Raw genomic sequence first — 20,291 nt, 5'->3', positions numbered from 1 at the left:
ATTATCTAACCAATTATTTATTAGTAAATAATTTAACCTATCACCTTCAATCTAAAACAATACACCATCAGTCTTAATATTGAGCCACCTTATATCATTGCAACCTATATAAAGATGTTATAAAAATGCGCCTTGCTATTTTTATTTGTTAAAACCTTACAGGGATTACATGTATTTCAGGAGCTCACAATGAGTGAACGAGGAAGGATACGTATTACCAATTATCACGGTAAAGTCTTTTATCGTCTTATTGACTGCTTGGTAATACTCTGTGCGTTGTATATTGCTATCAAAGCAAATGCGCACATTGTTACCTTAGGCTACATCTCTGCAGGTCTGTTGGGTGTTATCATCTACTCTTTCATCGCTGAGAGTCTAGATATATACAGCCATTGGCGTACTGCTAAACTTCGTTCTCTGGCGCTTTATACTTCTTTTTGTTGGGTCTCTACCGTTGGTGGACTCACGTTACTTAGCTACTTTTCAAAAACTGGCCCAGACTTTTCCCGTCTAATTATTGGTTATTGGATTGTACTCACTTTTGCAGCTCTGCTTATTTGGCGCATGTTCGCTTTCATGGCACTTTATTACCTCCACCAGCGGGGTGTTCATACAAAAAAAGCAGCCATTATAGGTTTAACTCCGCAAGGATTAGAACTATCAAACAACTTGCGTAATCATCCAGAATTAGGAATTAAACTCACGGGTTTCTATGATGACCGAGAGCCGAAGCGACTGACTAGTGATTTACCTATACTAGGCACAATAAAAGATGCATTAGCGTTAGCAAAAAATGGCGAGGTGCAAAATATCTATATTGCTTTGCCAATGCAGGCACAAAAACGTATTTCAGATATTTTGGAAGCTTTTTCTGACAGTACCGTAAATACGTATGTCGTGCCCGATTTCTTCACGTTTAATCTATTGCATTCCCGCTGGTACACCATAGGTGAAGTCAACGCATTCAGCATATTCGACACACCGTTTAATGGGTTATCGACTTGGTTAAAACGTTTAGAAGATTTGGTTTTGAGCAGCTTAATTCTTGTGTTGATTAGCCCAGTACTTCTTGCCGTCGCGATCGGTGTAAAAATCTCTTCTCCGGGCCCCATCATTTTCAAGCAGCTTCGATACGGCCTGGATGGTAAGCCGATAAAAGTGTGGAAATTCCGTAGCATGAAAGTAATGGATAATGGCGCTAAGGTCGCTCAGGCAACAAAGAACGACCCGCGTGTGACTAAGTTCGGGGCTTTCATTCGCCGTACTTCATTGGACGAGCTCCCTCAGTTTATCAACGTACTGCAAGGCCGCATGTCTATTGTTGGCCCACGTCCTCACGCTGTCGCGCACAACGAAGAGTATCGCACTATTGTGAACCGTTACATGTTGCGCCACAAAGTGAAACCAGGCATTACAGGTTGGGCTCAGGTTAACGGATGGCGCGGCGAAACCAACACCATCGACAAGATGGAAAAGCGCGTGCAATTCGACCTAGATTACATCCACAGATGGTCTCTATGGTTCGATATTAAGATTGTTTTTCTTACAGTTTTCAAAGGTTTTGTTGGCAAAAATGCCTATTAAGTCATGGACATGATGTTTATTATGAATAGATTCAACAAACTCACATCAATCACAAGCGGGTTTCTGACTCTTGCGGTTTCTCATTCGGTCTATGCGGCGCCAACACCTGTGCCAATTGAAACAGAATCGGGTATCGCAATTGTGCCTTACCTGAACCTCTACAGTGGCTACAACAGTAACGTGGCGAAAGAAGAGTTTGATGAAACCAGCTCTTGGTTCGCTGTCTATGAACCCGGTGTCGGGTTTGAGCTGGAAAGTGACAAACAAAAGCACAATCTTGGCTATCGCATCCAGCGCGGTGAGTTTTTTAGCTCACAACGCGACAACTATACCGATCACTTTCTTGACCTGACCAGTTACTGGGAAGCGAACTCAAGAAATGCGCTTGATCTACGCTACAGCTTAGCCAAAACGCATGAAAACCGTGGTGACAACGATACAACCTCCAACCTCGACTACAACAAATATGTCTCTAATTCGTTCAACCTTGGCTATCGCTATGGCAGCACCGAAGCAAAAGGGCAAATAGAAGCGAATGTTGGCTGGGGTGATTTGTCATACAAGAACAACCGAAATGTGACCCGATACCAAGACTGGGACGAAGGAAGATTCAGTACCGCTTTCTTCTACAAGGCGTTTCCTAAAACATCGCTGTTAGCGCAGTACATCGTCAATGACCGTAGCTACAACGAAGTCGCTCCGGGTTCCAGCGAGCGTGATAGCTTGCACCACTTTGTTTACTTAGGCACCTCATGGGATGCCACCGGTAAGCTACGCGGCAGTGTTAAAATCGGTTATCAGAACAAAGAGTTTGACGCATCACAGCGAGAGGATTTTGACTCATTTTCATGGGATGTTGACGTTGCATACATGCTGAGAAGCTACTCAGCACTCGAACTGAAATCTAGCCGTAAGTCCACTGACCCTAATGGCTTGGGTGGTGCAATTGATACCTCAGTCTACAACGCTAATTGGTCACACAACTGGTCAGAAATTATCTCTACGCATACTGAGCTTTCTTATCTGTCTGAAGATTACACTGACAGTAGTCGCAAAGACGATACTTCCAAAGCGAGTGTTTATCTTGATTACGATTTTCGTCGTTGGTTGACGTTCAAAGGCGGGGTGTCTTACGAATCTCGTGATTCTAATCTAAGCAACTTTAGCTATGACCAGTCTGTCTACTACGTAGCAGTAGAAGGTGTGATGTAAGCTCATGAAGTCTATATTTTCAATTCTGCTGCTATGTGTTTCGTTTCAAGTCTTTGCTAGCGATGAGCTTTATCGTCTTGGCGTTGGCGATCTGATTAAGGTGCAGGTTTATGACGAACCTGAACTGTCACTAGAAACCCGCGTTAGCGATAGTGGCTCTATCGATTACCCTTTCCTTGGCAGCATCGCTCTCAAAGGCCGCACTCTAAGAGAAGTCAAGCAGTCCATTCATGATGGATTGCTTGACGGCTATCTGGTCAACCCGAACGTCTACGTCAGTGTCGTGGAATATCGTCCTTACTTTATCAACGGCGAAGTCATCACGTCTGGCGGTTACCCGTTTCATCCCGGGCTAACCGTGAATAAGGCCATTACTATTGCGGGTGGATTTACTGAGCGAGCTTCAAAGTCAAAAATCTTCGTTTCGTCCAGCGACGAGCCAGATTCAAAACCAACTCGTGTCTCCCTACTTCACCGAATCCAACCTGGTGACATTATCACCGTTGAAGAAAGCTTCTTTTAATTGAATATTATGGAAAATACCCAGAATTCTCCGGTGAGCAAAGAAGAGCTCATTGATATCCGCCAATACTTTAAAGTGTTGCTTAACTATAAGTGGCGCATCATTATTTTCTCAATACTGGTCACTGCTCTGGCGATATTGGTGGTACTTTCACTGCCTTCAAAATACACCGCAAGAGCAACACTTCTGATTGAGTCTAAGCAAGCCAACATCATCTCCATTGAAGAGTTTTACGGCTTAGACACCAAGAGTCAGGAATACTATCTCACTCAGATTGAGATTTTGAAATCAGACCGAGTCTCCGAAGAAGTGATTCGTCGTCTCAATCTGACCAGTCACCCTGAGTTTGATCCGCGCGCACAGGAAGAATCCAACGTTTCTTTGAAAGATCGCTTGATGGAATGGTTTCCTGTCCTGCAAGCTTTTAGAAAGTCTCTACCCAATGAAGAGCTTGAGCAGTCAGACTACGCAAGAAACAAGCTAGTACTTTACAAGTTCAAACGCGGATTAGCGATCAACCCGATCCGTAAGACACAGCTTGTACAGATCTCTTATACCAGCAGAGACCCAGAGCTATCCGCGCAAATCGCTAATGAAATCGGACGCGTTTTCATGGACAGCAATATTGAAGCGAAAATTGAGGTCACTCAGCAGGCGTCGAGCTGGTTAAATGAGCGTATTGGCGATTTGCGCGAAAAACTGCGTCAATCGGAAGCTCAGCTACAAGCGTTCTTACAACAAGAAGGTCTAGTTGATATCCAAGGGGTGGAAAGCCTCGCCTCACAAGAGCTAGCTGAGCTCACTTCTCAACTAAACAAAGCTCGCGATCGTCGCGTTGCTGCTGAAACGCTGTATCAAGTAGCCAGAAACTACAAGTCTGACTCTAATCAGTTGTCAGCGCTGGCTTCGGTACCAGAGATTTCTAACCATCCAACCATTCGTGATGTCAAAGTCGCGGAAGTTCAGGCTGAACGAAAAGTTTCGGAACTATCTAAGCGTTACGGCCCTAAGCACCCTAAGCTCAAAGCAGCAATTGCAGAGTTAGAATCCGTTAAGAAGAACCTGCGCTCAGAGTTAAACCAACTGCTCAATGGCATCAATAACGAGCTTAAAGCCGCCAGACAAGCCGAGCAAACCATTCGTGGCGAACTAGAAAAACGCAAAGTTGAGTTTCAGGCTCTGACCGTCAAGAACGCTAGATACTCTGAGTTGAAGCGCGAAGTACAAACAAACCGTGAGCTGTTTGACCTGTTCCTTAGTCGCCAGAAAGAGACCAATGCGTCTAGCGATTTCAACGCCAATATTGCACGTTTTACCGACTATGCGAGCCCTCCGCTTGCACCAAGCAAACCAAACCGTAAGATGATCGTTATCTTAGCATTCCTAGCTTCTTTGAGTTTTGGCTGCGTGATGGCATTCGTTGCTGATGCAGTCAATGACACCTTTACCGATATCAAACAGGTATCAAAGCAGTTGTCACTCGAAATTCTGGGAATCGTTCCAGCACTAAAAACCAAACGCCCACTGGATGGCAAAGCCTACTTCGATGAGCGCAACCGTCAATTGACTGAAGCCGTTCGAACAGTGCGTACAGGATATTTGCTAGCGAACTCAAACAAGTCCAATTCTGTTGTCATGGTGACGTCTTCACAACCCGATGAAGGGAAAACCACTTCAGCACTCAATTTGGCGCTGTCATTAGCACAAATGGAAAAGACCTTGCTGATCGACTGCGATTTGAGAAAACCGACTGTCGCGCGACGATTTGGCCTGCCTTCTGCGCAACCAGGTGTGACGAACATCTTAACCAAAACTCACGCTATCGAAGATTGCATTTATCACGATGAGGAATCGGAGCTGGATATTCTCGCCGCTGGGACTTACACCAACAACCCACTTGAGCTTATCTCTTCAACAGGTTTTGGCGATTTCGTTGAGCAACTGAGAACTAAATACGATCGCATCATCATCGACACACCACCTTGTCTGGCTGTCAGTGATGCCTTCATGCTATCGCGATATGTTGATTCAGCGGTCATCGTCATCAATGCTTCGCATACTCGAACCAAAACAGTACGTGATGTAGTTGGCAAGCTCGCTCAGCAAGGCACAAGGATTGACGGTGTGATCCTTAACAAGCTGAACGTTAAAAAAGCGTCCGCTTACAGCGGCTACAAACAGTATCAGTCTTATTACGGAGTCGAAAACGCGTAATGAAAGGCAAGGTTTCCGCTTTGTTGTTTAAGCTGGGGCTAGCTGCCTCAGCCATGTTCATTCTGTTTATTTCGTATCACTTTGGTGTGGCCTCGCTCTACGCCAAAGCGGTTTCAAATAAAATAGAGCACTGGAACGCGTCAGAAGAGAAGCCGCAGCTAGGCGAAATAGAAAGCGCTGAGAAACTGATCGACGCCAGCCTTAATCACCATTCTTCTCACCCTCACTACTTTGACTTACAAGGAAAAGTGTACGAGTGGAAGGCGTATATCAGCGACGAATCAGAGAAAGGCAAATATCTGAGTTTGGCTAAGCAAGCGTATATCCATAGTACAGAGCTCAGACCTAACTGGCCGAACACCTGGGCGAACCTAGCGGCTTTAGAAACTCAGCTCAGCGGGGCTAATCGAAGCCAATACCTGATCCAAGCAGATACTCACGGTCCCTTTATTCCTGAGGTGAACCTAAAAATTGCAACGCTGGCACTTTCCAACTGGCAGACATTCACACCTAAGGAAAGGAAGCTAGCGATGCCACACATTTATCGAGCTATCAAACACAAAGACGTTCGCCAGACATTTCGCGATTACCTAACGCAAAGTAACAAGTTTCGTTTTGCTTGTATCGTGATGAAGCAGATGCAGGATGTGGACTATACGTCGATTGGCTCGTGCCGCTATCTCAAAGTATGAGTGTTTCATAATTGAACATGCGAGCGAATCATTTTTAAGAAAAACAGAATGTTAAATCAATAATTGTCGATTAATCAGTGTAAGACCATATACTGGCCTTATTAACGCTCACATTGAGTATTCAGGACTTATCACCATGAAAAACAGAATATGGATGTTGATTGCGAGCCTTGCGTTTTCAGCACAAACAATGGCAGAAGAAACACCAAATGTGGCCTGTTCCGATCTCGACGCTGTCCAAGCGTCCTTAGATAGCGCAACGGACCTGACTTCAACTCTCACCAGTTTGCTAACCAGCTGTCCTGACCAAACGACCGATATTCTCTCTCTTGCTGCTCAAAGCCATTCCGATGACAGTCTGGCTGTACTCGAAGCGGCAACACAATCTCTGGCACCTGAACAAATCGCCAAAGCAACAGCGATTGTGGTTAGCCACGCCAATCCAGATGCGTACGAACAGCTTATCCAACAAGCGGTGTTCTCTGCTCCTGACTATGCTCAGGATATCGTCGACGCTGTCGCCGAGCTCAATTTGCTCGACCCAACAGACATTCTGATTGCCGCGATTTCAGGCGGCGCTGACCCGGCGTTAATCAGTGAACCAACCGCTGCGGGTATTGCAACCGCTCCACCTTTAGCGGTTAATCCAGGCGCAACTACCGCATTAGGTACTGGCAATGGTAGCGGTGGTGGTACTGCCTCGCCAAATTGAGTTTTGATATGTCTATTCAAGGCAGGCCATGAGCCTGCCTCTTTTTTGTGCTGTTTTTATGACCAATTATCTTGAACGTCTGATCTACCCACTGTTTCTTTTATTTGTATTTTGGCTACCGATCCCTCTCGGAGGAAACAGACCTTGGGCGTGGTCGATCAATGAATTCTTCGTAGCGGGATTACTACTGTTTTGCATTCTGTGTTTTTCCACTGACCACTGGCTACATCAATTAAAACGAACTCGGTGGGTATTGATCCCACTTGCAATATTTACCCTTTGGGCTTTTATTCAACCCGTTCTTCCCTTTGGTTCGTTTGAGGACACCGGCCTAGCACTCGTTTCCTCAGTTAAAACGCTGCATTATTTGCAGATCTGCCTGATCGCTTCCGTCGTTATCACCAATATGCCGCGCCTCAAAGCGCTAATTCTTGTCATGGTCAGCAGCGGTGTATGTCAGGGGTTTTATGCCGGTGTCATTCAGTTGGTTGATCTTCCCTTATCACCCGTTTTTGATTTACCCAATGGACATCGAGCGTCTGGTAGCTTCGTTTATCACAATCATTTAGCCAACTTTCTGATGATTAACCTATGCATTGGTTTTGGATTGCTGATCTCCCAATTGCAAGACAGTCAAAAGCAAAGCATCACCCTATCGGCACAGCGCTTCTTCGCTGTATTCCTGTCCGATAAGGCTTTTATCCGCCTGGGTTTGATTATCATGGTGATTGCCTTAGTGCTGACGCGTTCAAGAATGGGGAACGTGGCATTTTTCATCGCCTTAACCACAGGCAGTTTGCTTCTGTTGCTCCTGTATCAGAACAAGCCTAAAAGTATGTACGTTTTGATTGCCAGCCTGTTTGTGATCGATACGGTCATCGTCAGCACTTGGTTTGGCCTAGAAAAAGTCAAACAACGTTTGGTGGAAACCAGCCTGAGCAACGAATCGCGTGACGACGTGGTTTACGCCGCATTGGAGGCAATTCAACATCAACCTCTGCTTGGCTTGGGGGGAGGCAGTTTTTACTCGTCGTTTCAGGCCTACAACAACGGAAAGATTCAGCTATTTTACGATCACGCCCACAACGACTATATCCAGTTTGTCTTCGAGTATGGTCTGATTGGTACATCAATACTGGCAGTGGCTGTTGTCGCCGCTCTGCTTAAGTCGATTCAAGCTTTTCGAAATCGACGTAGCCGTCAGATGAAAGGGGCAGGGCTTGGGGCTTTTATGGCTATATTAGGGATGCTGATCCACATGAGTGTTGATTTCCCACTGCAAGCACCAGCAACGACTATCTATTTCTTACTTTGTCTACTCATCGCTCACTGGGCTTTTGCCATCCCTGCCGTAAAACGTAAACGCTCAGATGACTAGCGAGTAAGCGAACACTCCCTCGCAATGAGGGAGTGTTCCTTTTTCATTACAATTGCTTCTCTACGATTTCTTCCAGTTTATCGTAAGGCACATAACCTGGTATCACGCTCTCGCCGACAATCAAAGCAGGCGTTCCACGCAAACCGAAGCCATTGAACAACGCGTAATTGTTTTCCAACTGCTTTTCAATGTCTTCAGGGTTGTTCAGGTATTGCTCTGTACCTGTTTTCTTGGCGATTTTAGCCAGAGAAATTGCATCGTGAGTACCTGGTTTCGCCACTAGCAACTCGTGAACTTGAGGATACTTGGCACGTGCGTTTTGCCACACATTCAAAGCATAACCCGCCGAGTTAACACTCGAAGAACCTTCTTTCAACGGAACATACAAGTTAACGACTTTGATCTGCGGGTAGTCCTCTACCAGCTTCTGCAATTCAAGATCTAGCTTCTTACAATAAGGGCAGCTGTAATCCGTCACGTTAACCAAGGTTAACTCCGCATTTTCTGCCCCTATAGAGGTGTGCTTAGGGTCATTGATGTACGCTTGGCTGCTCGATAGCAACTGATCAAATTGTTGCTGCTGTTTAACGTACATGCCCAGACTCTCATGAAGCCCGTCGACGACACTTGGATTGGCTTTGAGCATCTCGACAATTTCGTTGATTTTCTCATCCTGATTTTGAGCTTGAGCCAGAGGCGATAGCGCCATAACGCCCATCGCAAGTGCTATTGTTAATTTCTTAATCACTTTATTGTTCCTATTGATTTAACCAAAGTCTGGCTAACATACCCGGTGGTGTAATGATGCCTGTTGTAATGCTTTCCACCTTGCCATCTTTGATTATGAAAACGGTTGGGGTTACGGAGATATTCCAACGATTAAATATCTCCCCTCTTTCATCATTAATATTGCTAAATTGATACTCTTGAGCCTGCATAAACTGGCGAACTCGAGCGGAGGTTCCTGACGAACCAGCGACACCGATGACCGGATAGTACTGACTCAACCAGTCAACCGTTGGGCTGACAAACTTACACGCAGGACACCAAGTCGCCCAGAAATAGACCATCACTGGCTGCTCATAGCTCATGGCAATCACATCGACTGACTCTCCATCCAGAGTGACACCCGTGATCGGCGGCGCCGATTCAGTCGGTAGGCTCTGGCTACGAAACCAGTCTATTGCCGCAGAAATCGCAATAGCTAATACCACCAGAATCAAAATCTCTTTAAGCCAGTAACGCAGAGAACGTTTCACTAACTGTTCCCTCCCCCAGCAGTTGCAATGGCTTCCATCACAGCCTCGCTTGATAAGATAACAGGCAATGGGATACCTTCGGGTGCGCTTGGCCCATAGACAATGTTAAACGGCACACCAAATCGGCCATTGGCACGCAGATAATCCGTCACTAAACCATCAGGATGCGTCCAGTCCCCTTCAATCAAAGTGACCGATGGGTGCTTCAGTGCCGAATAGACCGGATCCTGTAGAATGACGCCAATTTTGTTCGCTTTACAGGTAACACACCAATCTGCCGTCACGTTAACAAACACCGTTTGACCTTGTTCAACGGCTTGCTCAATCCGCTCATTAGATAAGCGCTTCCAAACCAATTCATCTGGCAAGGGGGTTGCCCAGTGATCAGTGGTCATGCTCGCTAGAACAAAACCGCCCGCTATCAAGAGTACAGCACCACCACCTGAAATCGCCATGGCTTTGTCGCCATACACCTTTTTCACGCGAATCAGTACAACAACAAATGCCACCAAGGCAATAAGCAGCGTCCAGAACGGAGGAATGTGGTTATTGAGTAACGTGAGTAGCCAAATACTGGTCGCCAGCATCATGACGCCAAACAAGAGTTTGAGCTTATTCATCCATGCGCCTGGTCTCGGCAGCAGTTTCGCAATACCTGGGAAAAGCGCAACACCAATCCAAGGAAGCGCCATTCCAACGGCTAAGGCAGTAAAGATCGTAAACAGCTCCAGTGAGCTAGCGGCTAATGCAAAAGCTACCGCTGTTCCTAGGAACGGGGCAGAACACGGAGTGGCAAGCAAGGTGGCAAACATGCCTTGGGTAAAGTGTCCGGCATAGGAATTATCGCCTTTTGATGCAGCCCAAGTATTGGTTTTCGAAGACAGGCGAATCTCGAACAACCCCAACATATTGGCACCAAATAGACTGGTGACCAGCACCATAATGGCGATAAACCAACCGCTTTGGAACTGAATCCCCCAACCCACTGCATTTCCGGTCAGCTTAAGTATCAACAGGAAACCAGCCAGCAACCAGAATGAGGTAAGAATACCAGCCGAAGACGCGAGAAATTGCCAGCGGATCTGGCGTCGTTCAACACCTTGCACTGCCACAATACTGCTTAGCTTCATACCCAAGACAGGTAGAACACACGGCATGACGTTAAGAATCAAACCGCCAAATAGAGCAAAGCCAATCATATGCAATAGAGAGATATCGGTCTTGGTCACTACCCCATTTGAGACCATAACATCCTGTTCAGCCAGAAAGTTGTTGTCTTGAACCGTGACGAAAATACTCTGGTCAATGAAGTTGATGTCGCCTAACCAACTCGACACATCAAACGTTGCCGTAACTGTATCTCCATCAACACTATAGCCAGTCAGTTTGTAGCTGTACTCCTTTGCATCATCCGAATGCCCATCGACAATAAAGTCTGGGTCCTGCCAACCAAGCGCTTTGCTCATCTGAACTTGAAGAACATTGGCATTCGCATCCCAGGTCGCTTTTGCATTCGACAATAAAGGCGAAGACTTAGGTACCTGGCTGATGGCTTGGGCATGCGTATAAAGTGCGTCTTGATTGATAATCAGCTCACTTGGGGTGAAAGTGAGTGAAAATGGGTAATCCGTAAGCACACAAATCGTGGTACAGGACGACATCGTTAGCTTGGCATCCAATACAACGGGTTGAGCAAAATCCTTGACTGCTAACGTCATAGGAATCACGGTTTTATCTTTATAGCCCAGTGTATTAATGCCAAGCAAACTGAACTGTTCCGGGTAAGGCCAGTGCCACTCTACGTTTTCAAGATTGGTCGACTCTCCCCAATCAATAGAAGGAGCAACACCACCTTCTCCCGGGCTGCGCCAGTAGGTCTTCCAGTCGTCATCCAGTTCAACTTCTAGAAAGCCTTCGACGGTTTTACTCGCAGCGTCAGCCTGACCCGTAAGAACAAAGCGAGTTTTGAGTGGTGGATGCTCCTGTTTGGTCATCCAGCCGGTATCGACTTCTGCAAAGGCTTGGGTGGTGAATAGCAAGGTACTCAGTGCAAACAACAGAGAGATTGCACTCATGACCATGTCTTTTAATAAACTTCTCATGTGTATTTCCAAAATAGTCACCATTTTTTGTAAATGGTTGATATAACAGACGCATTAAATCCTCTGACCGAAGTCAGAAACACATGACTGAATTTATTCTCTGAAAACACACAATGTGAGGTGAACCCTAGATTTTGGGACGATAGGTTCGGTAAAGGATGGGGCTTCTGGTCGACTCCGATCCAGCCAGGCAACGATGACCACGATGAACAAAAACATCGGTACCATCATGTTATCAAGATTAACCTTGGCACTGCTGAGCAGCTTTTCTGTCAGGTCACACTGTTTTTGAATGCCATCACCGTTATCGGTGAGCTGAATTGTGTCGGTAAGAGCAGACTGCTTAAACGAGCACATGCTAATGATGCTGGTATTCTGCATAAAGCAGATAGCAAAAACCCACCCAACCAAAAGTAAGGTAATTCTCGCCATCACTGCAGATTTCAAACGCTTGATCATTAACTCTGTAAAACCCGAGGATTAAAACCGCCCCATTATGGGTATGCGGCTAAAGTGAATGTTAGTGTAGTATCAGAACTTCACTATACAATTTTCTTTTGTAAAAAAATCTTATCAACGCCTGCCGTTGGGAAACCTTCGTAGCGCCCAACTTCTTTAAAACCAAGCTTGAGATAAAATTCCGCAGCCTGAAACGAATAGGTATCCAAGTAAATATCCGTTACGCCATGGGCTTTAGCTTCTCGCTCGACTCTAGCCATTAAGCTAGAACCCGTGCCAGCAGAGCTTTTGACTTCATCTACCCATAAAAATTCAACAAAAAGTGTATTTGTAAAAATCTCACCCGTTAATCCGCCAACAAAATCACCTTGTTCATTTTCAGCAATGCACGCCAACGACACAATGTCTTCATCAGGAAAATGCTTGAGGTTAAATGATTTCAGCCCATTGTAGATAGCATCTTTAATGTTCTTTGGCGGGTTCAACATGAAACTGATGTGCATAGACGTCCTTTCCTCTTAACAAATAAGGCCAGCAATTGCTGGCCTTATATTACAACTCTGCGATAAACGAGCTTAGCATCCAAAATGCCAGAATGGCAAAAATCAGCCCCATGAACTTATGTTGGTATGTTCGGAACTTAGCATTTTCAAGCAGTGGTTTACCTAAAGTACCCACCAATGCAACTAACAGGAAGTTGAACGCCAGCCCTAGCACATTGAGCAGTAACCCCAATGCCAACATTTGTTCTCCAGATGAAGCCTCTATATTTACCGAAACAAACTGAGGTAAGAACATGACAAAAAAGACTAAAGCTTTAGGATTAAGCAGATTGCTGACCAATGCTCTCTGATAGAAAGTCCCAACCATTTTATTTGACGGGTCCAAATCAGGATTCCCACTGTCACTCGCTCGTAGACAATCCCAGCCCATTTTTAACAAATAAGCGCCGCCCAGAAAATGAAGTGCTTTGAGAGCTAAAGGGCTCATAGCCACCAAGGCTGAGACGCCTGCGGCAGCAAGCAGCGTTAAGATCACTCCTGATGTCGCGTTACCCAAACTGGCAAAAACACCTACTCGACGACCATAACTCATACTTGAGCTGGCGATCAGAAGCATATCCGGGCCAGGCAACAATAAAAGTGCCACCACTGCAGTTAAATAAACTGGAAGCACAGACATATCAATCATAATTATTATATTAGACAATCAATAAAACGCGGGATTTTATATCAAAAAAAGATCAATAACTAGGTATAAAACTCAATTAATGAGCAAAAAAGCAACACATAAAACCATCACAGACTATTAACTTTTTCTTAAAAGGAAAGCAATTTTGTACAAAAATAAGCGAAACTTATAAGCTAGACTGGTGAGAGTTTTAAGTGTGGAGTTTCTAGGAATGGCTGATATCAAAAAGAAGGAGTCGGCACGTTTTCAACTTGCTTCTGAGCTTGGTGGGCTAGAGTTACTCGATGCGAAATATACTCATCAAAACTTTTCACGCCACAGCCACGAAGGCTATACCGTTGGTGTTATAGAGAAAGGCGCGCAAAAGTTCTATCGAACCGGAGGCAATCATATTGCGCCTCAAGACAGCATTATCTTAGTCAATGCGGATGAAGTGCATAACGGCCAGACGGCGACTGAAGGAGGATGGGAATACAAAGCCATGTACCCTCTTCCTGAACAATTCTCTCAGATAACTTCAGGTTTAACCCCAGCATTATCTGCCCCTTATTTCCCAGAGCCAGTCGTATACGACCCTGAAATGGCACAACAGCTAAGGCTGGTATTTGACGTACTAGAAAAGTCGGACAATAAACTACTTAGAGAAACGTTGGTTTACGGCACACTGGTTAAACTCATCGCTCGCCATAGCAAAAGCCGACAATCCAGCGATTTGATAACATCTAGCTCTAAGCAGATTGGTATCGTTAAGGAGTTTCTAGATGACTTTCCACAGGCGAATGTGTCATTGGAAGATCTGTCCAAGCTTGCAGGATTAAGCCCATTTCATCTTGTGAGAAGCTTTCAGAAAGCGTATGGGTTGCCACCACACTCCTACCAAATCCAATCACGACTTAGATTCGCGAAGCGACTGATGCGTCAGGGAATGAAAATATCCGATGTTGCTCAAGAATCCGGATTCCACGATCAAAGCCACTTTCATCGCCACTTCAAACGAGCTATGGGGGTCACCCCAAAGCAATACGCCAACAGCATTTAGCTGCGCAATTTTATACAAGGCACGCGGTTTTACGTGTGTATTAATAATTACAAGTCTAACAACCAATCAAATTTTTATGAGTAGTACGACATTGAATTCTCCATACACACCAAGTAAACAACGATTATTCATGCAAGGAGCATTCGCTATGATGCCTCTGAGCCTTGCCGTTATTCCTTGGGGGCTGCTTGCAGGATCTTTTGCCATTGATGCCGGTCTTACTGTGATAGAAAGCCAAGCTTTGTCGGCGATTCTTTTTGCAGGTTCAGCTCAGCTTGTGGCAACAGGTATGTTAAAAGCCGGAGCTGGACTCGCCACTATGCTGCTGGCAACCTTCTTTATTACTTCACGCCACTTTTTATACAGCGTATCTATGCGCAGTAAAGTCAGCCCATTACCATTCAAATGGCGATTAGGGTTGGGTTTTCTACTCACTGATGAGTTGTTTGCATTGTGTGGTCAACAATCAGAACAGCAGTTCAATCGCTGGTATGCACTCGGCGCTGGACTCAGCTTTTACCTTTGCTGGAACCTAGCCACCTTGGCTGGCATCATTGCTGGCAGCCAAATCCCAGCAATGAATGAGCTCGGATTGGAATTTGCGGTCGCCGCGACATTTATTGCAATTGTCACACCCAACATCAAAAGCTTCCCTATATTAATGGCGGTGTTAACTTCGCTTCTCGTCTCGGTGGTCTGCAGCTATTTGAAAATTGAGTCAGGGCTAATGATTGCTAGCGTATGCGGAATGGTGGCGGGCTATGTTTGCGAGACAGTAAGAGGGGCAAAATAATGATTATGCTTTCTATTTTAGCCATGACAGCATTGGTTTTCCTAAGCCGTTATGTTTTTCTTGAGCCTAGACTACCTTTACGATTAAGCCCAAAAACGCATCGCCTGCTCAGCTATTCAAGCCCAGCAGTTCTGACCGCAATCTGGGCTCCTATTGTATTTATGCCTGAGAAGCAGCTCTGGCTTACGCCAGACAACCCATACCTACTTTCTGCAATATTGGCGGCAATCTTGGCTTGGAAAACTAAGAATGTGTTACTGACGACCTTAGCCAGTATGTTGGTGTTTGTTGGCCTAAAGCTGCTTTAGCCGAATATCAAAGCCAATAACAAAACACCACATCCTAGTATCGTGACCCACTTGACCAGTACACCTAGCTGAGTAGTACCACCTTTTGGAGCTTGATTACAACATCCCATAATAATGACCTCTGAGTTAACCAGAATTCAGAGGTTAATCCTTTCCCTAGGAGAAAGGTAAAGGGTTATTGCGCTAACCATTCAATTTCGATCAGCGTTTTACCTACAGCTTTTAATCGTCCAAGGAACACATCACCAGTATGAACTTCACCAACGCCTTGTGGAGTGCCTGTCATTACGATATCGCCATCATTTAAAGTGGTGTATGTTCTGAGCTCTTCAAGAATGGTTTGGGGCGGATACATCATTTGGTTGACGGCCCCCTTTTGAACACGAACACAGTTAATAAACAGCTCAATTTCCAGAGATTCAATTGCAATACCATTTAAAGAAATAAAGCGGCTAAATACAGCTGAGCCGTCGAAAGCTTTCGCGCGCTCCCACGGTAACCCTTTATTCTTAAGTTTGGATTGCAACTCGCGTTTGGTTAGGTCCAATCCGAGCCCAACCGCACTCAATTGACCTCCACTTACGATAAAGCATATTTCGCCCTCGTAGTGTAGCGTTTCACCGTGGTGCGATATTAACTGAGAAGAGATAGAAGAAGGCGGTTTGTTGAACACAACCATTTCATCCGGTACTGCATTATTTAGCTCTTTGATGTGCTCAAGATAATTGCGTCCTACGCAAACCACTTTGCTAGGATAGATACTTTTATCGCCAAGTTTTACCGAATTCATGCTGCTTCCCTGATCGTTCTACTCCGGACGCCAATATTAATTCAACAAATTAATGAATTAACCCATCGTGTTTCGAAACTAAGATCCAATCCCCATAATTGGTACACCCATCCCAGAAAACAGAAAAACGCCTATCCAACACTGGATAGGCGCTAACACAATTACGTGTTGAGGCAGTAGATCTTATTGATTTATAGGAAGTAACGAGCACCAATGGTCCAATTGTCTTCCTCTTTCACGTTAATGTCATTGCCTAGGTCAAACTGATAACCAACAAAGCCCATGAAATTAGGCGTAAAGGTGTACTCTGCCTGCAATGCAGATTCGCTGTACTGAGTTTTACTAGCTTTGTCATCAATTTCAGCTTCGTAGTTGACGCTTAAGTTCCAACCGTTACCCAATGCGTAAGCGAGAAGGATTTCATACTCATCGCTTTCCTCGAAGCCATTCATATTCTCATTCATTGCATAAACAACAGCAGAGTATAGGCCGTCACCGTATGAACCAGAGCTAAAAGCAAACGCGTGCGAATGCGCATCTACGTTGTCTACATCACCGCCGTTGTATGAATAGCCTAGGTTAAAACCGTAAACACTCATCGACAATGCGATTTGACCACGTGCGTCGTACTCTTTGCTTGTACGAGTCGTCGTAACAGTGCCACCAGAAACGGTTTGAGTATCCGTGGTTGCAGTATGCTTACCTTGCCATGCTAAGCCTAGATTTAGACTTCCCATGTCTCCCAGCTCGATCGCTTTACGGTAGCTGACCATGTCTTCACCGCGAGCTGTACCGAGATTGTTGTGATCGTCATATAAGAAGTCATTGGCGAATGCGATTGGTAAATCCGCAACACCGGCGATATCGTAGTATGGAGACCACTGAGTACCGACTACAAATCGACCGAACTGCTCATGAGTCGCACCAATGTAACCCAAACGAGTAGTGAAAGAAGTGTCACCACCATCAAGGTAGTTTAGAGCCCATTCCCCTTTCGCATCGACAGTAAAGCCGTTACCGATATCTTGTGTTCCAGCGATGTTGATTCGAGGAGACACATCATGCACCTCCACTTCATCTGCCGAGTCATACTCACCGATACCCACATCTACGTAGCCACCGATAGAAATTGTTGAACCTTCGCTATTGTAGATTTCTGCAGCGAAAGCGTTAGTACCACATGCTGTTGCCGCAATCGCAGCGGCTAATAATTTAATTTTCATAACTTAACGTCCGTTTAGGTTTGTAACTTCTGTCCGTGTCTGGCCTGTAGGGCCAAAGCATCACGAACAATTAAAACGTAGTACGAAATATTTAAAAATGAAGTGCAACCAAGTGCTTAGCTTGAAGATTTATTAGAAATTGCTCAAATAACAAAAATGTGAACAATTTTTAACCACATGAAAGTATTAAAGTTTTTAGTGAGAGAAGAGGCCTTTTCTTACCTCTCGATCAAGTTCACACTTTTTGAAATTTAAACGGAACTTTTTTGAAAAAAGCAAAAAGCCCTCTATCAATAGAGGGCTTTTAAAGCTAAATCCAGTCAAATTAACAGGATAGTAATTAGGCAAAGTGCAATGGTGGAACAACCTAGTTGGTTACTCTACATCCGCTATCTGAAGATCGTATTTGCCCAGCGAGCAAGCCCTGCCGTTACCGAACCAAAATAGTTCCCGCTTATCACAGGTGTGTCAGGAAGTACGGATTTCACTGCCCCAGTGAGGATAGGTGAACGGGCTGAGCCCCCTGTCATGTATATCACATCAGGCTTGATACTACTTTGCTTAATAGCTTCGATAACCAGCGCTTTGATTTTCTCAGTTGGATTGACAATGGCTTCTTCCATTTGTTGGCGTGTTACAGATAGTGAAACCACTTCAGAAAGTAGATCCAGATTTGCGTTGTAAGCCACCGCGTCAGCCAACGCTATCTTAGTTTGCTCTGCTTCTCGAATCACCGAGTAACCAAGGGTTTCTTGATGCAATTGGACTAGTCTAGCCAGTTTTTCAGGTTCACGAGCTTCCTTTAGCAATAGTCGTAGCTGCTTGAGGTTTTCATGTGCGTAGAACTTGCGCTGGGCCTGAACATCGTTGATTGCAATGGGGTTCCAAAATTGAGTGGTTGGGATGTCTAGGCCAGACTGGCTAGTTGACCCCATACCAAACTCCTGCATAAAGCATTTAAAGGCAGTGAAAATATCTAGGTCATTACCGCCAATTCGTTGCCCAGAGTGAGCAATTAAAGACTCACTTCTGTCCTGTTTTCCACACCAACTTGGACCCATCTGAACAAATGAGCAATCTGTTGTACCACCACCAATATCAACAACCAGCACATTTTTATTCTGCTCAAGGCTCGCTTCATAATCTAAACCTGCCGCCAGAGGCTCAAACTGAAACTCGATATCTTTAAAGCCTGCTCGGCGGGCAGCGCGGTGCAAAATACCTTCTGCCTGTAGGTTAGAATCATTTCCACCACGACCAAGGAAGTTCACTGGACGACCAATGACCGTCTGTGAAATCTCTTTTTGAAGTGAACATTCTGCCTGAGTTTTGATATTAGCCATCATTGCGCAGACCAAGTCCTCAAAGAAGGCCAACTGCATATCACGCAGGCCTGTCACCCCAAGGAACGATTTGGGGGACTTTACGTAATAAACATCCTTGGGATCTTCCAGATAGAGCTCTAAGGCTTGTTGACCAAATCGAATATCGTCAGAGCGTACTTCCAGTCCTTCCTCGCGATTAAGCTTAATTGCTCGACGCAGTACGCTTTCACTGATTTCGCTACCAGGCTCAATGTCTAAACAGCGAAACAAATATTCAGAGACAACTTCCGCTGTTGGCGCACATAAAGTAGATGGGATATAGTAGCTATCTCCAACCAGAGGGATCTGCCTGATCTCATCATTGACCAATTCCGCTACCGAACAGTTAGCCGTTCCATAATCGAATCCAATCGCCATCAATCACCTCTTTATCATCTACCAAAAATCGGGCCGCACAGTAAAGCCTACACTTATAGACAGGTCAACCCAGTTAGGTTAATTCTTTTTAACTGCATCCATTTGTTTTAAAGTGGCTGCTATCCGTTCATGTACTTAGGGAAGCGAGGAAGTGAATCTACGCCAGATAGAAGTGTTTTATGCCGTCATGCACGCTGGCACAGTGTCAGGGGCAGCCAAGCAGCTTCATGTTTCACAGCCCAATGTCACCCGAGTACTGGCTCATACTGAGCAGCAATTAGGGTTCACGCTATTTGATCGAGTAAAAGGTCGGCTGGTTCCTACTCAGGAGGCCCAATCTCTGATTACAGAGGCGGAAAAGATCTACCAACAACTTGGTCAATTTCGAAGTTTAACCAGCAAACTCAAGCATGGACAGCATCACCTCCGCATTGGTTCACCGCCAATACTTGCCTCTGGTTTCCTCGCACCGGTCATAGCAGAGGTTTGCAATAACACGGACTATACCTTAGAAGTGTGCACTGCAAATCGAGATGAACTGATTGATGGTCTAGTAAAAAACGAATTAGACCTCGCTGTATGCTTTGGGGAAGAGAGCGCTTCTTCCATTGTTCAAGACACGTTACTCAACACAGAAATGAAGGTGCTGACCCCCACAGAGACGATCGCTCAGCACTCAGTCACACTTCAGGAACTACTAGAGAGTTCGTTGCCACTGGTTGGACTCGACACGCGAGATCCACTTGGGTTTCAGCTGCACCAATCCATTCATGCCGTCGCCCCAAACTTTCACCCAAAGGTCAGCGTTAGAAGTTATAATGTTGCCGCGGAAATGGTCGTGCATGGTGCGGCAAACGCCATTATCGATCCTTGGACCGCCAAGCATTATCAATCGTATCCGCAGATCCAATGTGCTTCATTAATGCCAGCGATACCAGTAAACGTCTCCCTGATTTATTGCCAGCATTACCCGCTTTCTGTTTCAGCCAAGTGGTTCGCTGAGTGCCTTCAAGAAGCCGCGCGACAAGGTGTATAGCTTAACGTTATACCCTAGCAACAAATAGGTATTC

General features: G+C 45.3%; 20 protein-coding genes. 11 read left to right on the top strand and 9 right to left on the bottom strand.

Annotated elements, in window-relative coordinates:
- The first annotated feature begins 189 nt into the window (after positions 1 to 189).
- The 7 genes from vpsL (at position 190) to VIC_RS13580 (ending at position 8,315) form a co-directional block, all read left to right on the top strand.
- Positions 190 to 1,584 (top strand): exopolysaccharide biosynthesis glycosyltransferase VpsL, encoded by a 1,395-nt coding sequence (gene vpsL / locus VIC_RS13610; RefSeq protein WP_006960549.1) that lies wholly within the window; start codon positions 190 to 192, stop codon positions 1,582 to 1,584.
- A 12-nt stretch (positions 1,585 to 1,596) separates the two neighbouring features.
- Positions 1,597 to 2,796 carry an outer membrane beta-barrel protein gene (locus tag VIC_RS13605; RefSeq protein ID WP_006960547.1) on the top strand — a complete coding sequence of 400 codons (1,200 nt, stop codon included), beginning with the start codon at positions 1,597 to 1,599 and terminating at the stop codon, positions 2,794 to 2,796.
- A 4-nt stretch (positions 2,797 to 2,800) separates the two neighbouring features.
- On the top strand, positions 2,801 to 3,319 hold the full coding sequence (vpsN, locus tag VIC_RS13600; RefSeq protein WP_006960544.1) for an exopolysaccharide export protein VpsN: 519 nt from the start codon (positions 2,801 to 2,803) through the stop codon (positions 3,317 to 3,319).
- A gap of 9 nt (positions 3,320 to 3,328) precedes the next feature.
- Positions 3,329 to 5,533, top strand: coding sequence for an exopolysaccharide regulatory tyrosine autokinase VpsO (gene vpsO, locus VIC_RS13595; protein ID WP_006960542.1), 2,205 nt, complete (start codon positions 3,329 to 3,331; stop codon positions 5,531 to 5,533).
- Positions 5,533 to 6,225, top strand: a complete 693-nt coding sequence (locus VIC_RS13590) for a VpsP family polysaccharide biosynthesis protein (protein WP_006960540.1) — start codon at positions 5,533 to 5,535, stop codon at positions 6,223 to 6,225. Before vpsO ends, VIC_RS13590 begins: the two co-directional genes overlap by 1 nt.
- Before the next feature lie 154 nt (positions 6,226 to 6,379).
- Complete coding sequence (locus VIC_RS13585; RefSeq protein WP_006960538.1) at positions 6,380 to 6,937, top strand: hypothetical protein; 558 nt, start codon at positions 6,380 to 6,382, stop codon at positions 6,935 to 6,937.
- 58 nt (positions 6,938 to 6,995) lie between these two features.
- On the top strand, positions 6,996 to 8,315 hold the full coding sequence (locus tag VIC_RS13580) for an O-antigen ligase family protein (RefSeq protein WP_039952045.1): 1,320 nt from the start codon (positions 6,996 to 6,998) through the stop codon (positions 8,313 to 8,315).
- A 46-nt stretch (positions 8,316 to 8,361) separates the two neighbouring features.
- On the opposite strand, the gene VIC_RS13575 is transcribed toward VIC_RS13580, so the two are convergent.
- From VIC_RS13575 to VIC_RS13550, 6 genes are all read right to left on the bottom strand, one after another.
- Entirely contained in the window at positions 8,362 to 9,063 is a 702-nt protein-coding gene (locus VIC_RS13575; protein ID WP_006960534.1) for a DsbA family protein, read from the bottom strand.
- Between the two features lie 10 nt (positions 9,064 to 9,073).
- Positions 9,074 to 9,574, bottom strand: coding sequence for a redoxin domain-containing protein (locus VIC_RS13570; RefSeq protein ID WP_006960533.1), 501 nt, complete (start codon positions 9,572 to 9,574; stop codon positions 9,074 to 9,076).
- Positions 9,574 to 11,676: a protein-disulfide reductase DsbD family protein gene (locus VIC_RS13565; protein WP_006960531.1), complete on the bottom strand. Its 2,103-nt coding sequence runs from the start codon at positions 11,674 to 11,676 to the stop codon at positions 9,574 to 9,576. The genes VIC_RS13570 and VIC_RS13565 overlap by 1 nt, the downstream gene beginning before the upstream one ends.
- Before the next feature lie 93 nt (positions 11,677 to 11,769).
- Positions 11,770 to 12,135 carry a hypothetical protein gene (locus VIC_RS13560; RefSeq protein WP_039951928.1) on the bottom strand — a complete coding sequence of 122 codons (366 nt, stop codon included), beginning with the start codon at positions 12,133 to 12,135 and terminating at the stop codon, positions 11,770 to 11,772.
- Positions 12,136 to 12,218: 83 nt separating this feature from the next.
- Entirely contained in the window at positions 12,219 to 12,638 is a 420-nt protein-coding gene (locus VIC_RS13555) for a GNAT family N-acetyltransferase (RefSeq protein WP_006960523.1), read from the bottom strand.
- A gap of 49 nt (positions 12,639 to 12,687) precedes the next feature.
- Positions 12,688 to 13,326 carry a LysE family translocator gene (locus tag VIC_RS13550; protein WP_039951926.1) on the bottom strand — a complete coding sequence of 213 codons (639 nt, stop codon included), beginning with the start codon at positions 13,324 to 13,326 and terminating at the stop codon, positions 12,688 to 12,690.
- A gap of 211 nt (positions 13,327 to 13,537) precedes the next feature.
- On the opposite strand from VIC_RS13550, the gene VIC_RS13545 reads away from it, so the two are divergent.
- The 3 genes from VIC_RS13545 to VIC_RS13535 all read left to right on the top strand — a co-directional run bounded on the left by VIC_RS13545 (position 13,538) and on the right by VIC_RS13535 (position 15,466).
- On the top strand, positions 13,538 to 14,365 hold the full coding sequence (locus VIC_RS13545; RefSeq protein ID WP_006960519.1) for an AraC family transcriptional regulator: 828 nt from the start codon (positions 13,538 to 13,540) through the stop codon (positions 14,363 to 14,365).
- Positions 14,366 to 14,441: 76 nt separating this feature from the next.
- Positions 14,442 to 15,158, top strand: coding sequence for an AzlC family ABC transporter permease (locus VIC_RS13540; RefSeq protein ID WP_172854073.1), 717 nt, complete (start codon positions 14,442 to 14,444; stop codon positions 15,156 to 15,158).
- A complete protein-coding gene (locus tag VIC_RS13535) occupies positions 15,158 to 15,466 on the top strand; it encodes an AzlD domain-containing protein (RefSeq protein WP_006960515.1) in 309 nt (102 codons plus the stop codon). Before VIC_RS13540 ends, VIC_RS13535 begins: the two co-directional genes overlap by 1 nt.
- A gap of 175 nt (positions 15,467 to 15,641) precedes the next feature.
- On the opposite strand, the gene VIC_RS13530 is transcribed toward VIC_RS13535, so the two are convergent.
- The 3 genes from VIC_RS13530 to yegD form a co-directional block, all read right to left on the bottom strand.
- Entirely contained in the window at positions 15,642 to 16,256 is a 615-nt protein-coding gene (locus VIC_RS13530; RefSeq protein WP_006960511.1) for a fumarylacetoacetate hydrolase family protein, read from the bottom strand.
- A gap of 191 nt (positions 16,257 to 16,447) precedes the next feature.
- Positions 16,448 to 17,479, bottom strand: a complete 1,032-nt coding sequence (locus VIC_RS13525; protein WP_006960509.1) for a porin — start codon at positions 17,477 to 17,479, stop codon at positions 16,448 to 16,450.
- Positions 17,480 to 17,868: 389 nt separating this feature from the next.
- Positions 17,869 to 19,221, bottom strand: a complete 1,353-nt coding sequence (gene yegD, locus VIC_RS13520) for a molecular chaperone (RefSeq protein WP_006960507.1) — start codon at positions 19,219 to 19,221, stop codon at positions 17,869 to 17,871.
- A 151-nt stretch (positions 19,222 to 19,372) separates the two neighbouring features.
- On the opposite strand from yegD, the gene VIC_RS13515 reads away from it, so the two are divergent.
- Complete coding sequence (locus VIC_RS13515; protein WP_039951923.1) at positions 19,373 to 20,257, top strand: LysR family transcriptional regulator; 885 nt, start codon at positions 19,373 to 19,375, stop codon at positions 20,255 to 20,257.
- Positions 20,258 to 20,291: the final 34 nt, after the last annotated feature.

Origin of the sequence: Vibrio coralliilyticus ATCC BAA-450, from assembly GCF_000176135.1 — a bacterium.
GTDB classification, from domain to species: Bacteria; Pseudomonadota; Gammaproteobacteria; order Enterobacterales; family Vibrionaceae; genus Vibrio; species Vibrio coralliilyticus.
This window is presented reverse-complemented; position numbering and strand designations above follow the sequence as displayed.

Coding starts and splice junctions, on each gene's coding strand:
- VIC_RS13590 (WP_006960540.1), top strand. CDS start 5,533: ATGAAAGGCAAGGTTTCCGCTTTGTTGTTTAAGCTGGGGCTAGCTGCC.
- VIC_RS13555 (WP_006960523.1), bottom strand. CDS start 12,638: ATGCACATCAGTTTCATGTTGAACCCGCCAAAGAACATTAAAGATGCT.
- vpsO (WP_006960542.1), top strand. CDS start 3,329: ATGGAAAATACCCAGAATTCTCCGGTGAGCAAAGAAGAGCTCATTGAT.
- VIC_RS13585 (WP_006960538.1), top strand. CDS start 6,380: ATGTTGATTGCGAGCCTTGCGTTTTCAGCACAAACAATGGCAGAAGAA.
- VIC_RS13605 (WP_006960547.1), top strand. CDS start 1,597: ATGTTTATTATGAATAGATTCAACAAACTCACATCAATCACAAGCGGG.
- VIC_RS13545 (WP_006960519.1), top strand. CDS start 13,538: ATGGCTGATATCAAAAAGAAGGAGTCGGCACGTTTTCAACTTGCTTCT.
- VIC_RS13535 (WP_006960515.1), top strand. CDS start 15,158: ATGATTATGCTTTCTATTTTAGCCATGACAGCATTGGTTTTCCTAAGC.
- VIC_RS13560 (WP_039951928.1), bottom strand. CDS start 12,135: ATGATCAAGCGTTTGAAATCTGCAGTGATGGCGAGAATTACCTTACTT.
- VIC_RS13565 (WP_006960531.1), bottom strand. CDS start 11,676: ATGAGAAGTTTATTAAAAGACATGGTCATGAGTGCAATCTCTCTGTTG.
- vpsL (WP_006960549.1), top strand. CDS start 190: ATGAGTGAACGAGGAAGGATACGTATTACCAATTATCACGGTAAAGTC.
- yegD (WP_006960507.1), bottom strand. CDS start 19,221: ATGGCGATTGGATTCGATTATGGAACGGCTAACTGTTCGGTAGCGGAA.
- VIC_RS13540 (WP_172854073.1), top strand. CDS start 14,442: ATGAGTAGTACGACATTGAATTCTCCATACACACCAAGTAAACAACGA.
- VIC_RS13525 (WP_006960509.1), bottom strand. CDS start 17,479: ATGAAAATTAAATTATTAGCCGCTGCGATTGCGGCAACAGCATGTGGT.
- VIC_RS13580 (WP_039952045.1), top strand. CDS start 6,996: ATGACCAATTATCTTGAACGTCTGATCTACCCACTGTTTCTTTTATTT.
- vpsN (WP_006960544.1), top strand. CDS start 2,801: ATGAAGTCTATATTTTCAATTCTGCTGCTATGTGTTTCGTTTCAAGTC.
- VIC_RS13550 (WP_039951926.1), bottom strand. CDS start 13,326: ATGATTGATATGTCTGTGCTTCCAGTTTATTTAACTGCAGTGGTGGCA.
- VIC_RS13530 (WP_006960511.1), bottom strand. CDS start 16,256: ATGAATTCGGTAAAACTTGGCGATAAAAGTATCTATCCTAGCAAAGTG.